Origin of the sequence: Maribellus sp. CM-23 (assembly GCF_021354595.1) — a bacterium.
GTDB lineage: Bacteria > Bacteroidota > Bacteroidia > Bacteroidales > Prolixibacteraceae > Draconibacterium.
The window spans coordinates 289,366-304,826 of the sequence record NZ_JADWYJ010000006.1 but is presented as its reverse complement, the minus strand read 5'-3'; the positions used below and the strand labels follow the sequence as shown (position 1 = coordinate 304,826).

9 protein-coding genes are annotated in these 15,461 nt (G+C 37.5%); all 9 read left to right on the top strand.

Annotated elements, in window-relative coordinates:
• Positions 1-13: 13 nt before the first annotated feature.
• The 9 genes from INQ51_RS19990 to INQ51_RS19950 all read left to right on the top strand — a co-directional run bounded on the left by INQ51_RS19990 (position 14) and on the right by INQ51_RS19950 (position 15,444).
• Positions 14-1,735 carry a sodium:solute symporter gene (locus INQ51_RS19990; protein WP_233379763.1) on the top strand — a complete coding sequence of 574 codons (1,722 nt, stop codon included), beginning with the start codon at positions 14-16 and terminating at the stop codon, positions 1,733-1,735.
• Positions 1,736-1,832: 97 nt separating this feature from the next.
• On the top strand, positions 1,833-2,519 hold the full coding sequence (gene araD / locus INQ51_RS19985) for an L-ribulose-5-phosphate 4-epimerase (protein ID WP_233379762.1): 687 nt from the start codon (positions 1,833-1,835) through the stop codon (positions 2,517-2,519).
• A 30-nt stretch (positions 2,520-2,549) separates the two neighbouring features.
• Positions 2,550-4,217, top strand: a complete 1,668-nt coding sequence (locus INQ51_RS19980) for a ribulokinase (RefSeq protein ID WP_233379761.1) — start codon at positions 2,550-2,552, stop codon at positions 4,215-4,217.
• 1,015 nt (positions 4,218-5,232) lie between these two features.
• Positions 5,233-5,835 (top strand): RNA polymerase sigma factor, encoded by a 603-nt coding sequence (locus tag INQ51_RS19975; protein ID WP_233379760.1) that lies wholly within the window; start codon positions 5,233-5,235, stop codon positions 5,833-5,835.
• 88 nt (positions 5,836-5,923) lie between these two features.
• On the top strand, positions 5,924-7,084 hold the full coding sequence (locus tag INQ51_RS19970) for a FecR family protein (RefSeq protein WP_233379759.1): 1,161 nt from the start codon (positions 5,924-5,926) through the stop codon (positions 7,082-7,084).
• A gap of 119 nt (positions 7,085-7,203) precedes the next feature.
• Positions 7,204-10,698, top strand: a complete 3,495-nt coding sequence (locus INQ51_RS19965) for a TonB-dependent receptor (protein ID WP_233379758.1) — start codon at positions 7,204-7,206, stop codon at positions 10,696-10,698.
• Positions 10,699-10,716: 18 nt separating this feature from the next.
• Positions 10,717-12,084, top strand: a complete 1,368-nt coding sequence (locus tag INQ51_RS19960; RefSeq protein ID WP_233379757.1) for a RagB/SusD family nutrient uptake outer membrane protein — start codon at positions 10,717-10,719, stop codon at positions 12,082-12,084.
• A gap of 74 nt (positions 12,085-12,158) precedes the next feature.
• On the top strand, positions 12,159-13,478 hold the full coding sequence (locus INQ51_RS19955; RefSeq protein WP_233379756.1) for a YdcF family protein: 1,320 nt from the start codon (positions 12,159-12,161) through the stop codon (positions 13,476-13,478).
• Between the two features lie 49 nt (positions 13,479-13,527).
• Positions 13,528-15,444: a PQQ-binding-like beta-propeller repeat protein gene (locus tag INQ51_RS19950; RefSeq protein WP_233379755.1), complete on the top strand. Its 1,917-nt coding sequence runs from the start codon at positions 13,528-13,530 to the stop codon at positions 15,442-15,444.
• Positions 15,445-15,461 lie beyond the last annotated feature (17 nt).

Below are 15,461 nucleotides of genomic sequence, written 5' to 3'. Positions count from 1 at the left end.
AAATCTTAACATTATGGCTTTATTGGATTGGATTGTAATTGCAGGTTTTGCAGTTGTCCTGATAGGAATTATTGCCTGGGTTTTTATGCAAAAAGAAGAAACCTCGGGCGATTACTTTTTGGCTGGCCGTGGTGCTACCTGGGTAGCTATCGGTGCTTCAATTTTTGCTTCGAACATTGGTTCTGAACACCTTATAGGGTTGGCTGGTGCCGGAGCTTCAAGTGGTATGGCCATGGCTCACTGGGAAATTCAGGGGTGGATGATCCTTGTATTAGGCTGGGTGTTTGTGCCCTTTTATTCGCGTAGTATGGTGAGCACCATGCCCGAGTTCTTGGAACGTCGTTACAATAAAGAATCGCGCTCTATTCTTTCGGTAATTTCACTGATTAGTTATGTGTTAACGAAGGTCGCCGTAACGGTTTATGCCGGAGGGCTTGTATTTCAGCAAGTATTTGGCATTGAAACCATGTGGGGGATAGATTTCTTTTGGATCTCGGCAATCGGCCTGGTGTTGATTACCGCCGTTTATACGGTTGTGGGAGGGATGAAATCAGTATTGTACACCTCTGTTTTACAGACACCTATTTTGCTCCTGGGCTCCGTTATTATTGTAGTGCTGGGATTACGGGAGCTAGGCGGATGGGATGAAATGATGCGCATTACCAGTGCAGTTCAGGTTAATGAGTATGGCGATACCATGACCAACCTTATTCGCAGTAATCGCGATGCAGATTTTCCGTGGCTGGGTGTTTTTATTGGCTCGGCTGTAATCGGGTTCTGGTACTGGTGTACCGACCAGTTTATTGTTCAGCGTGTACTTTCCGGAAAAGATGAAACGCAGGCACGCAGAGGTACCATATTTGGTGCATATTTAAAACTAACACCGGTATTTTTGTTTATGATTCCGGGGATGATTGCATTTGCACTGCACCAAAAAACAGGTGCATTTTTACCTATTCTTGAAAATGGTGCCCATAATGCCGATGCAGCATTCCCAACCCTGGTTGCAAAGCTTTTGCCTGCCGGTGTTAAAGGGTTAGTTGTTTGCGGAATTTTAGCCGCTTTAATGAGTTCGCTGGCCTCGTTGTTTAACTCTTCGGCGATGTTGTTTACCATCGATTTCTACAAGAAATTCAGGCCCGAAGCTTCAGAAAAACGATTACTGCACATTGGCCGGATTGCCACTGTAGTAATTGTAGCCCTGGGGATATTATGGATCCCTGTTATGCGCAGCATCGGAGATGTGCTGTACACATATCTTCAGGATGTACAGTCGGTACTGGCACCGGGTATTGCAGCCGCATTTTTACTGGGAGTTTTGTCTTCGAAACCAACACCTAAAGGTGGTATGTGGGGAATGATTGCCGGCTTTATTGTGGGTGTTCTGCGCTTGGGAGCAAAAGTAATATATACTTCGCTGGCCGGAAGTGCCGGATATGCCGATGTTAAAGTATGGGCAGCAGAAACAGGAGTAAACAACATCTTTTACACTCTTTTCTACGATGTTAACTGGCTGTTTTTTAGTGGTGGTATGTTGGTGTTCAGTATGCTCGTAGTTATAATCGTTAGCAAGTTTACCGAGCCTGCGCCAGCCATACAACTCGAAGGCTTGACGTTTTCATCAGCAACAGCCGAACAAAAAGCAATTACCCGCGCAAGCTGGAATCACTGGGATTTAATTCATTCTGCCATAATTATTGGAATAACAGTAGTGTTCTACATTTATTTCTGGTAGAAAAATGGAAGTTAATGATCAGAGTACAAGGTTGTTATCGGTGCTTAAATGTATTATTTAATCCTTGTACTCTGTCTGAACCATAATCTAAAATATTATGCTTGAACAATTAAAAGAAGAGGTATTGAAAGCTAACCTCGATTTGGTAAAGTTAGGTTTGGTGGTTTTTACCTGGGGCAATGTTAGTGCCATTGACCGTGAAAAAGGTTTGGTAATAATCAAGCCAAGCGGAGTATCGTACGATGATATGAAAGCCGACGATATGGTGGTAGTTGACCTTGAGGGAAATGTGGTTGAAGGGAAATTGAAACCATCAAGCGATACGCCCACTCATTTGGTTCTGTACAAAGCTTTTAAAAACATTGGGGGAGTGGTCCATACCCATTCATCATGGGCAACCAGCTGGGCGCAGGCCGGAAAACATATTCCGGCACTGGGAACAACTCATGCCGACTATTTTTACGGGCCAATTCCGTGTACCCGTAAGCTTACAGCAAAAGAGGTACAAAATGCGTACGAGGTGGAAACCGGAAACGTAATTGTGGAAACATTTGCAAAAACAGATGCAGACGCTGTTCCCGGAATAATTGTCAATAATCATGGACCATTTGCCTGGGGCCGTAATGCTGCGACTGCGGTTCACAATGCAAAAGTGATGGAAGAAGTCGCCATGATGGCTTTCAATACCCTGCAATTAAATCCGGATGCGGAGATCGACCAATTCTTACTTGATAAACATTACCTGCGCAAGCACGGTAAAAACGCTTACTACGGACAGAAATAATCAATACTAATTCATCAAAAATCAATCAGAATGTCAAAATATACAATTGGACTGGATTACGGTTCGGACTCCGTGCGTTCATTAATCGTAAATACTGAAAACGGTGAAGAAATTGCCAGCGTTGTTTTCGAATACCCGCGTTGGAAAGAAGGCAAATATTGTGATGCACCCAAAAATCAGTTTCGCCAGCATCCCCTGGATTACCTGGAAGGATTGGAGTACACGATTGTTGAAGCGTTAAAACAGGTACCAGAACATGTTGCCCGAAATGTAGTCGGTATTTCGGTTGATACTACCGGCTCAACACCGGTTGCAGTGAACGAAACAGGAACTCCGCTTTCATTAACTCCGGGGTTTGAAGAGAATCCCAATGCCATGTTTGTACTCTGGAAAGATCATACGGCAGTAAAAGAGGCGGATGAAATAAATGTACTCTCCAAAAAATGGAACATAGACTTTACAAAATATGAAGGCGGTATTTATTCTTCCGAATGGTTTTGGGCAAAATTGTTACATGTTATTCGGGAAGACGAAGAAGTTTATAAGACAGCCTATTCCTGGGTAGAGCATTGCGACTGGATTACCGCCATACTCACGGGAAATACAAATCCCGGTACTTTAAAAAGAAGCCGCTGTGCAGCGGGTCATAAAGCCATGTGGCATGAAGCTTTTGGAGGTTTGCCATCAGAAGAATTTTTGGTAGGGCTAGATCCAAAGCTTACCGGGTTAAAAGAGCGCTTGTTTAAGGAAACTTACACTTGCGATGTTGCCGCCGGAACATTATCTGAAAAATGGGCGCAAAAACTGGGCTTGTCATCCAACGTGGTAATTGGGGTAGGAGCCTTTGATGCGCATCTGGGGGCTGTTGGCGCACAAATAGAACCTTACTATGTTTCAAAAGTGATGGGAACTTCAACCTGCGACATGCTGATTGCTCCAATGGAAGAAGTTGGCGACAAACTGGTAAAAGGAATTTGCGGACAAGTGGATGGTTCCATTGTTCCGGGAATGATGGGCCTGGAGGCAGGTCAATCAGCTTTTGGAGATATCTATGCCTGGTTCCGTCGTTTGCTGGAGTGGCCAATGAAAAATATCCTTGCTGATTCTGAGTTACTGGATGAAGCAACAAAACAAAAGCTTATAGTTGAAACTTCAGATAAAATAATCGCAAAACTAAGCGAAGAAGCTTTTAAAATACCGATTGCTGAAAGTGGAATTGTTGCTTTGGATTGGATGAACGGTCGTCGCACGCCGGATGCCAACCAGGCTTTGAAAGGTGCTATTGCCGGGTTAAATTTAGGCTCCGATGCCCCACGGATTTTCAGAGCTCTGGTTGAAGCAACTGCATTTGGCTCAAAAGCAATTAACGACCGTTTTATTTCGGAAGGTATTCGCATCGATGGTGTGATCGCATTGGGAGGAGTCGCTAAAAAGTCTCCTTTGGTTATGCAAATTGTGGCCGATGTTTTAGATATGCCCATTAAAGTGGCCCGCTCGGAACAAGCTTGTGCCCTTGGAACAGCAATGGCTGCATCGGTGGCTGCCGGTGTTTATCCCAGCCTTAAAGAGGCTCAGGACAAAATGGGAGGCGGATTTGAAATGGAATATCATCCGATTCCGGAGAATGTTGGGGAATACAAAGCATTGTATGAGAAGTATAAAAAATTTGGGGCGTTTATTGAGAATGAGTTGACTTGATGTAAAGGAAGCTGAGATATTCAACCTTTTGAAAACAAAAAGCCTGTAAATCATTAGATATACAGGCTCTTATTTTTTAAATTTAGTCGGGATGACATGATTGCAATTCGATCTTCTTAGTGTTTCTTTATTAGCTGATTACTGAAGTCTTGTTTTTCTGGTTCACCGTTTAGTTTACATTTAAGGAACTTTTCTTTTATGATATAAAAATAGATAAAATTGATAGGAAAAAACAACGTGTTCTTGAAATAATCTCTTATAAATTTACTGCCGCGCTTTGAGTTATAATCTTAAAATAAGAAATGAGTTTTGATACAAAAAATGTAAGAAAGCTTAAATTAACATAATAGGTGTGTCCCGAAAAAGACGACTTCATGCTTTTTTTTATTCCAAAATCAGCATCTTATGTAATATTCAAACATTATTCTCCATAAAGCCCTTATTTTATCTTGATCAAATTAGTTTTGTCTCAACATACAGAATTTGACTAATAAACTATTAAAAATCGTTTAATAAGTTTCGAAGAAGTCAGTATACAATCTTCCCTTACACTGCATGAAAGGGTATAGCTATAAATATTGAAATGATATTCTTTATTTTTACAATTATCAAAGAAATGAAAACTGGATAACAATCCTATTCTATAGCTATACTGCATTTTGTTTTATTGACTTTTACTACTTCTTCCACCGTTTATTTAATGCTATAAACTTGTTAGCATTAATATACGATAATCCTACTTTGTCATTTATGAAATGTTTTTCTATTAATTCAAATTCTTGGTCTTTCCTTTAAGTTTTGAGAATCAGAATTGTCATATTTGTAATAGCTAACCGCAAATTTAATAAGGCATTAAGGCAGCTTGACTTATTAGTTTGTATGTAAATAGATTTTAATAATTTATTGATTATTTTGCGATAAGACATTGGATTGCGCTATTCATATTTTGGCTTTATAAATTAGAACCAGATTTATTAAAATGTTTACTTTCGCATATAGATCAGACAAAAGACTTATGATGATCAGTAATAATTATGACGATCAATATAAACTTTGGAATAAGGTAAGGCAGGGTAATATAACAGTGATCGAGAAAGTGTACCTTGATTATTCCCACTCGCTTTATCAGTATGGGCTTAAATTTACTCAAAATACACAACTTATTGAAGATTGTATTCAAGATCTGTTTTCACGCATACTTACAAATTCTAAAAACTTTAGTAAATCTGCCGATCCTCAAATTTATCTAATGAGGGCATTTCGCAATAACCTTATTCGTTTAATGGAAAGGGAAAAAAAAATTCAAACAAGGGAAGTTGATGAATATCAATTTGAGATACTGTTTTCTGCCGAGCATAAAATCATAGAATCAGAAGAAGCACAAATTAACCAGCAATTGTTGTTACAAGGAATTAGTAAACTAACCGCTCGTCAAAAGGAGGCAATCTATCTACGTTACACGAAAGGGTTAGAATATGATGAGATTGCAGGAATTATGAAGATGAGTATTGAATCCTGTAGAAATGTTATTTATAAAGCTATAAAATCTTTACGTGAGGAAATAAAAAATTCAGGAATATTATTATATCTTTTCTTTAAAAAAAGATATTGTTCTTGAGTAGTTTAGGAAAAAATCAGAGAAAAGCTTACAAAAAGTGATGATGTAATCGAGCTCTATGTCTTTATAAGGTGTAGAACGAGATTATATGAAAAAATATAAGAACTATAACTTCGATCAATTTGTAACAGATTCAGATTTTATTCAGTGGGTGTTAAATTCCACTGTAGAATCTGATCACTTCTGGAAAAATGTGATCCAGCAATTCCCAGAGAAAGAGGGAGCAATCAATGAAGCTGTAGCATTTATTCAATCGTTAAAGGCAGTCGAAAAACCAATCCCACAAGAAAGACTTGATCTGGTTTGGAATAAAGCAAAACAAGCAAAAGTCAGAAAAATCAGTCTCCAAGCTGTTTGGTGGTGGGCAGCTGTATTTATCATGCTTGTAGGTATCTCACTTCTTATTCCAAAAATTCAAAAAGCCCCGAAATTCAATTTTGCAGAAAATAAAACAGAACAGTATAATGAAGCTAGGATTATCTTACCCGATGGATCCGTCAGTTCTATTCCGCAAAAAGAATCGGAAATTAAAATAGCATCTGCCGGAGAAATTATTGTCAATAAGGATACATTAAACAGCGCTAATCTTCAACAATCTCAAGAAAAATTTATAAAAGTTGTTATGCCTTATGGCCAACAAACCAGTTTGCAATTGCCAGACGGTACTACAGTTTATGTGAATGCAGGAAGTCAACTTTCTTTTCCGGTTTCTTTTGATGGAAAGAAAAGGGAAGTTTATTTGACAGGCGAGGCATTTTTTGATGTAGTAAAGGATAAGGAACATCCATTTATTGTTTATACTCCAGATGTAGATATCATGGTAACCGGAACCGAATTTAATGTTTCTGCCTATTCTGATGATAATTTCACACAAACTGTTTTGGTAGAAGGAGCTGTGAGTGTAAGCAAAAAAGTACGTTTTAGTAAAAGTATTGATATATCTCCCGGAGAAAGTGCACTGTTTGACAAAGAATCAGAATCAATTAGTACAAGTAAAATCGATACAGAACAATATACTTCATGGATACATGGCTACATTATTTGTGAAAATGATCCTGTTAATGAAGTAATTAAGAAGATAGGAAGATATTACAATAGTGATATTATTCTTGATGGTGATCTGAGCAATATCACATTTTCCGGTAAACTTGATTTAAAGGAGGATGTCCAAAATGTACTAAACTCAATCGCCTATACTTCATCATTAACGGTTGAAACTGAACATGATATAATACGAATCAAAAACTAATGCTTATGTAATAAACAAAATAGGAATTAAAAACCGGGAAATGTGTTGCAGACATTACCCGGTTATGAAAAATTTAACTAGACCATTAGGTCCAATATTAACTTTTAACATTCAAATTTATGAAAAAAAATGTTGATGGTAGTTCCTTACTGGAACTAAAGAAATTATTTTTAATTATGAGGTTAATTATACTACTTCTTATTACCTCCTTTGTTTCAGTGGGTGCAAACTCTTATTCGCAGACTGCTAGATTAACTATTAATTTGAAATCGGTAACTATTGAGAAAATTTTCGATGCAATTGAAAACCAAAGCGAATATATATTTTTCTATCAGGATCAAATCATCGATTTAAACCGTGTAGTAAGTATTGAGATAGAAGGTAAGGCAATCAATGAAGTCCTTGATGAGTTATTCGAAAATACAGGTAATACTTATCAAATTGAGGATAGGCAGATTCTCGTTGGTTTTGATAAATCAAAGGTAAATACGGAAGAAAAACACCTTCAAGATGTAGGTTCAGAAGTTGATGAGCCTCAAAAGCGTGTCATTACAGGTAAAGTAAGCGATGAAAATGGAGAATCACTTCCGGGAGCATCGGTTGTAGTAAAAGGAACAACGCTTGGGGTTACAACGGATATGGATGGCAATTATAGCCTGGAGATTCCAAATAATGCGGAAATTCTTGTTTTCTCTTTTGTGGGAATGAAAAGCCAAGAACTAGCTATTGGTAACCAAACTCAAGTCAATGCTTCAATGAAAGCGGATATGGTTGGTCTAGAGGAAGTTGTAGCAATAGGGTACGGTGTCCAAAATAAAAGAGACGTAACTACTTCTATTGCTTCTGTCAAAGCGGAAGATTTACAGGATTTATCTGTATCTGGTTTCGATCAGGCATTGGCAGGAAAGATGGCCGGGGTACAAGTTCTGCAAACTACAGGAGAACCAGGAGCAGCATTGACAATTAAAGTAAGGGGGACTGGTTCGATAACGGCAGGTAACGATCCCCTATACGTTATTGATGGTATACCCGCAGATAGAGGAGCACAGGCTGTTGAGTCCGTAAATGTCGACGATATTGAATCGATTGAAGTGTTAAAAGATGCTTCAGCAGCAGCTATTTATGGCTCTCGCGGATCAAATGGTGTTGTTATTATAACAACCAAAAGTGGAAAAACCGGTAAGATGCGAATTAGTTATGATGCCTCTTTTGGATTGCAGGAAGCTTCAAAAACAATTGATATGCTTGATGCATATCAGTACGCAGAGTTATCACGTGATGGGCATAATAATGCATATTTAGATGCTGTACCTAACGGAAGTGTTAACGATCCTAATGAAGTTCGTAAAGAAGGATGGATGAAAATACCGCCGGAATTATTATCTTATCTTGAAGGTAAACCTGGATTAACAAATACTGATTGGCAAGATCAAATATTTAGAACCTCTCCGCTATCAAAACATACTCTCTCTTTTTCAGGAGGTTCTGAAAATATCAAATACTTTATCTCTGCAAACTATTTCGATCAGGAAGGAATAATAATCAATTCAGACTATAAAAAGTATGGGATTCGTTTAAATTTGGATGCCAAATTTAATAAACTAAAAGTAGGCGTCAAGTTTAATCCATCCTTTACATCTGAAAATGTAGTTGATGCTTATGGCCCTTATTCTGAGGAGGGAATAGTAGCAGCTGCACTAGGAATGTCTCCTACATGGCCAGTTTATAACGAAGATGGTTCATATAATTTTGATGGGAATGGATTTTGGAGAATTGGTACAGACTATCAACATAATGAAATTATAAATCCTGTTGCTCAGGCTAATTTAGAAGAAAATAAAGTTAATCATGCCAACCTGATTGGGAATGGTTATCTTGAATATGAACTTTTAGAAGGTCTCAAATATAAACTTTCAACTGGGATTACCTACAACCATTATCATGCAGATTATTATCGTCCTTCAACATTGCCAACACGCGGTTGGAAATACTATGATGAGCCCTCAAATCCAATTGGTTGGGCAAGTACTACATATTATATAAATTGGGTTCTGGAACATACTTTAAGTTATGCGAAAAGAATTGGAGATCATAATCTAAGAGGTTTAGCTGGATTCTCATCACAAAAAAATTATCGCAATAACCATAGAGTAGAAGCAACAAATTTTCCTAATGATTTAGTCCACACCATCGGTGCAGGTACAGTAACAGATGGAACATCTGGTATCTCAGAATGGTCATTATTGTCTGTATTGGGAAGGATTCAGTACGACTATAAAGGAAAATATCTTTTAACTGCTGCTATAAGGGCAGATGGTTCATCAAGGTTTGGCGAAAATAACAAGTGGGGGTATTTTCCCTCATCCTCAGTGGGATGGAGAGTTACAGAAGAGGAATTTTTGAAAGGTATCCGTACAATAAGTAACTTGAAATTAAGGGCAAGTTATGGTATGACTGGTAATTTCCAAATAGGTAACTACGAACATATCTCACGCGTTAGTAAAGATAACTATGTACTTGGCTCTGGTGATGGTCAGGGAGTAAATGGACTAAAACCGTCTAACGTTGAAAATGCCGATTTAGGTTGGGAAAAAACAGCAATGTTGGATATTGGAATTGATATTGGTTTGTTTAGAGACCGGATAAATATTGAAGCTGATTGGTATAATAGTAACACTTCGGATTTATTGCTAAATGTTCCTGTTCCATTTACAACTGGCTTTGGTTCAGCAAGACAGAATATTGGAAAAGTAAATAATTCTGGCTGGGAATTTACTTTAACAACAAGAAATAAAATTGGGAAGGTTGATTGGACAGCATCTTTAAATTTCTCTACCAATAAGAATGAAGTAAAAGCCTTGGGGCCAGAGAATGCACCTATTATTACAACTGCCGGAACCGGACATGCTTATTTTATAACCCAGGTTGGAGAAAGAATAGGTTCTTATTATTTGCTGGTTCAGGATGGAGTATTTAAGAATCAGGAAGAATTAGATAAATATCCTCATTTTGATAATACTCAGGTTGGCGATTTCCGGTTTGTTGATGTTGATAAAGACGGAGTTATGGACGTAAATAATGATAGAACTATTGTCGGAAATTATGCTCCCGATTTTACATATGGTTTCTCATCAAGTTTAAAATACAAAGGTATCGACGTTAACTTCAATGTTCAAGGAGTACAAGGGAACGAAATTTTGCATCTGCTAAGGCGATATAACTATAATATGGAAGGAAACTTCAATAATTCAGCTATTGCCTTGAACAGGTGGATATCAGAAGAAAACCCTGGGGATGGAAATACAAACCGGGCTAACAGGAAAAGTAAAGGGAATAATGGACGAACTTCAACATGGCATATTGAAGATGGTTCATACATCCGATTACAAAATGTAACTCTTGGTTATACGTTGCCTAAGACATTAACCTCAAAGATTAAAATTGATAGAGCAAGAATTTATGTCACAGGACAGAATCTACTGACAATTACTGATTACTCAGGTTATAATCCCGAAGTAAATCTTTATGATGGCAGCTCTTTGACCCCAGGAGTTGATTATGGTACTTATCCACTACCGAGAACTGTAACCATGGGATTAAACATTAATTTCTAATCTTAAAGAAGGATAATCATGAAAAAGATATTTATAATAATAATAATAGCTATTTTTTCACTTAATGCATGTGAAGAAGGATTTTTAGATCTTGCTCCTCATGATGAGGCGAACGTAGGAAACTTCTACAAAAATGCAAATGATTTTAATACGGCTTTGATTGCTGCATATGCCAAACTACAATCAGAGGTTGACATTTATTTTGAGATGGTTGAATACCGTTCAGATAATATTGAACTTTCGGCTCCTACTGCCGGAACTCAAGACAGGTATAATTTGGATAAGTTTCAGGAGACTTCAGCCAACGGAATTTTACTTGATGCTTGGGCAATATATTATAACGGCATTTTGCGTTGCAACGAAGTTATTAGCCGCCTTGAAAGTAAGGATTTTAGTGCAAAAGATCAATATGACGGGGAAGCTCGTTTTCTGAGAGCATTAACCTATTTTAACCTGGTAAGATTTTTTGGGAAAGTTCCAATAATTTTAGAACCTGTTAGTCCGGAAGAAGCTTTAAGTATTGGTCGTTCCGAAGTCAGTAAAGTCTATGAATCTATTGAAGATGATTTATTAAAAGCAATTAGTCAACTCCCTGCTTCATATTCAGGAGAAGATGTTGGAAGGGCAACTTCTGGCTCAGCAAAAGCACTATTAGGTAAAGTTTATCTTACGCAAAAGAAATACTCAGAAGCAAAGAGTACTCTTGATCAATTATTAGGCGCATATTCTTTGCAGAATAGTGTCGCTGATGTATTTAGTGTAACCAATAAAATGAATAGTGAAATAATTTTTGCTATACGGTTTAATAAAGAAGTAATTGATGAAGGACATGGTGATTGGTTTACTATTTCTGATGTCTCAATTTCACCCATTACTGAAGTATTAAAAAATGCGTATGATGCATCAGATGATCGTAAAAACCTTATTGAATATACACAATTAGGTGCTGCATTCAAACTAAAGAAGTTTTATGACGAATCTTCTGCTACAACAAAAAAAGTTGGAAATGATTACATTATCTTACGTTATGCAGATGTATTGTTAATGTATGCAGAAGCATTAAATGAAATTGGATATAATGCTAGTGGGGATGCTTTTAAATACCTGAATGAGGTTCATGAAAGGGCAGGGTTAAGTGCTCTGACATCTACTGATCTACATGATCAGACTACGTTTAGGAATGCAATTCTAAAGGAACGTCAACTTGAATTCCCATTTGAAGGACATCGTTGGTTCGACCTTGTACGTACAGGAACTGCTAAAAGTGAAATGTCTAAAAACGGAATCGACGTTGATGAATTCCGTTACATCTTTCCGGTACCTCAAACCGAAATAGAAAAGATGAACAACAAGGATATCTTTGATCAGAACCCAGGGTATAATTAACAAAATAAGGAAGCTTTAATCGGCATTTTGCCGATTAGCTTCTATTCAGCCTACTTACTATAATAGTCAATACAATGAATAAGATAAATGTTATCATTATTCTTTCATTATTATGCCTCATATTCTGTAAATGCAATGAAGGCGAAAGTGCTGTGCCTGAGCTTGAACCTGAATCAGGAAAGAAAGAAAAGATAGATTTCGACAGAAGTTATAGCTTTCTAAAAAGTGGTTCATATGTGCAGGATCGCAACTTTTATCTTTTAACTCTAATGCAAGAGCTATCTAATGTTAGTTCAGAGTTAGAGAAAGATACAATGCTTTCAGAAATTAAAGAAAGTTTCATGAGTAAAGTGGAAAGTTTGGCAAATAATCATAATAGTACAGTTGTTCAGGTCGTTGATAACCTAAGGATTACAAAAGAGGAGATGAATGACATTTCTTCATATTTAGGTGATTTGGTAGATACTTCAACAAATCTGGATATGTTGATCACAAAGCATGCAAGACCTTCAGGTGTATTCCAGAAATATGCTTCTGTTTCAAACGGCAGAATGCTTGAACTGGCTTGGATTGATGCATGTGAAGGGATCAATAATATCATTAGAGAATATGTACTAGGGGAGGAGCCTCGGGATAAAGTAAGCGATGGTCCGGCTTATGATGTTAATAGTGAAGAGTACAGGCAAAAAGTACTAGAAATAATTATGAAAATGGTTCAGGATAAAACAAGTTTGTCATTATTCTTTGAGCCAGCCTTACATTTTTCACTGGAACTACTAGAGCTTAATAATCGCGATGAAGCGGGCAAGTATGAGCCACTTGAAGATGGAGAGAATAGAGAAGTAGTTGCCTATATTCCATCAATTAATTGGGATGACTATCCCTATGCATCGATTTTAGTACTTGGTGATTCGCCAAACTCTTCGGGTGATGATGTCAGAATTAGTGAAAGTGCTAAGATTCGGGTAAAACTTGCTGCTGATCGTTATCACAATCAAAAAGCACCACTTATCATTATCTCTGGAGCAAATATTTATCCATTTCAGACTCCTTATTATGAGTCCGTAGAAATGAAAAAGTGGATGATTAAGTACCATAATGTACCGGGAAAGGCAATCGTGGTGGAGCCTCATGGTCGCCACACGACCACAAATTTAAGAAATGGTTCAAGGTACATTTTTAGGTATGATATTCCCGCTGATAAAAAATCGATAGTAACAGCAACCGAAAGTCATATTGACTATGTGGTAAGTAATAATTATTACAATACATGTTTTAAACATTTTGGCTATATGCCGGTGGAACTTAAAAACCGGATTTCGATAAACGATGTCGAATTCTTGCCAAAAGTAATAGCTCTACATGCAGATGCTTCAGATCCTTTGGATCCGTAGAGCTAAAAATAGATTTAATTAAATGGATTAACCAGAAAAGATAAATGAAATGAAAAAAAATATAATACAAATAGCGTTCGTATTTATGGCAATTTTTGCCCTGGTAAATTGCAAGGATGAACTCTTGCCCGAAGCAAATTATTTACTTGATATTGCTAAAAACGTTCAGGCGGTTGCAGGACATGAACAAGTAACACTCACTTGGGAAAAACCTTCTAACGATAATTTAGAACAAATTGTATTAAAATGGTCTCCGGATGGAGGTGAAGAGAAAATACAAAAAAATCTGACTAGCTATGTTGTTAAAGGTTTGAAAAACGGCACTAAATATACTTTCAATATACAGGGTGATTATGGGGAAACCGGGATGTCTGGGATCAGCAAAGCAATAACTGAACCGGTTGATGAATTAAAATTCGAAGCGCTTGCTGGTAATGGTTTTTCTGTACTGATATGGGAAAAACCAAAGCGTGAAGACCTTGATGGATATAAGTTATCATGGCAACCTGATAATGGCAGCTTGACATTTGGGCTGGATAAAACATCCTATACCCTGCAAGGTCTAACAAATGGAGAGGAATATACTTTTGAAATGCTTTGTCAATACAGTGATGGGACAACTTCCGAACTAGTTAGCAAAATGGCTACTCCCGGAGATGTTGATGCTTTTAATATTAGCACAGATCAAATTTTTGCTGGCAACGATATTACATTTACGTTTAACCCGGCATACTTGCCTGTATCAACAGCAACATCCTGGAGTTGGGATTTTGGGGATGGTATCACTTCTACAGAACAAAATCCGACTCACAATTATTCATCAGGAGGTAAATACACGGTTAAATTGAGTTTTTCTGATGATAATGGAGAAAATTATGAAGTATCTGTTGATGCAAAAGTAATTGGAGTAATTTGGAAATATACGCCAAATGATCATATAAAAACATCTTCTCCGGCAATTGCAAGTGATGGAACCATATATGCCGGTGACACCAAAGGTTATTTGCATGCCTTAAATCCTGAAGGGACCAAAAAATGGGAATTCCTTTGTGGTAGTGATGGCGATGATATTTATGGTTCATGCCCGGCAATCGGAGATGACGGAACCATTTATGTTGGATCATATTCCGGGAATTTATATGCTTTGAACCCGGATGGCACGGAGAAATGGGCATTTGCAACTGGCAACAGGGTATTTGGCTCCCCTGCAATTGGGTCGGATGGAACCATTTATATTGGTTCTCAAGATGACAATGTTTATGCCATAAATCCTGATGGTACGCAAAAATGGTCATTTACTACTGGAAGTGATGTGAAATCTTCTCCAGCGATTGCAGCAGATGGGACAATTTATATTGGTTCGCACGATATGAATTTATATGCCTTGAATCCTGATGGAACAAAAAAATGGGAATTTTTAACAGGTGGAGCAGTAGAATGTTCACCTGTAATAGGCAGCGATGGTACTATTTATGTTGGTGATGATGCTAATGAGAACAGTAAGTTTTATGCAGTAAATCCTGATGGAACTCAACAATGGAGTTATGATTTGGGACTTGAGTGTATTGGGAATGCAGTCCTTGCAGAAGATGGAACTATTTATGCAGGCGCAAAAGACGCAATTTTTTATGCTTTTTCTCCGAATGGCAATTTAAAGTGGCAATTTACTGATGGAGGCAGATACATTTATGCAAGTGCTGCGATTGCTGTAGATGGTACCATATTATTGGGATCCGAAGATTTTAATTTCTATTCGTTGAATCCAACTGATGGAAGTGTAAATTGGAAATTAACTCTGGATGGACAGATGTTTTCATCTCCGGTAATTGGTACTGATGGCGTTGCTTATATAGGGACGTTATCAAGTCCTGGATTTTATTCAATCTATACAGGTCTTGAAGGAATTGCAAATTCTACATGGGCTATGAAGAGACATGGAGCATTGCAACAAGGAAGGGTAAATTAGCATTTATTGAAGTATTA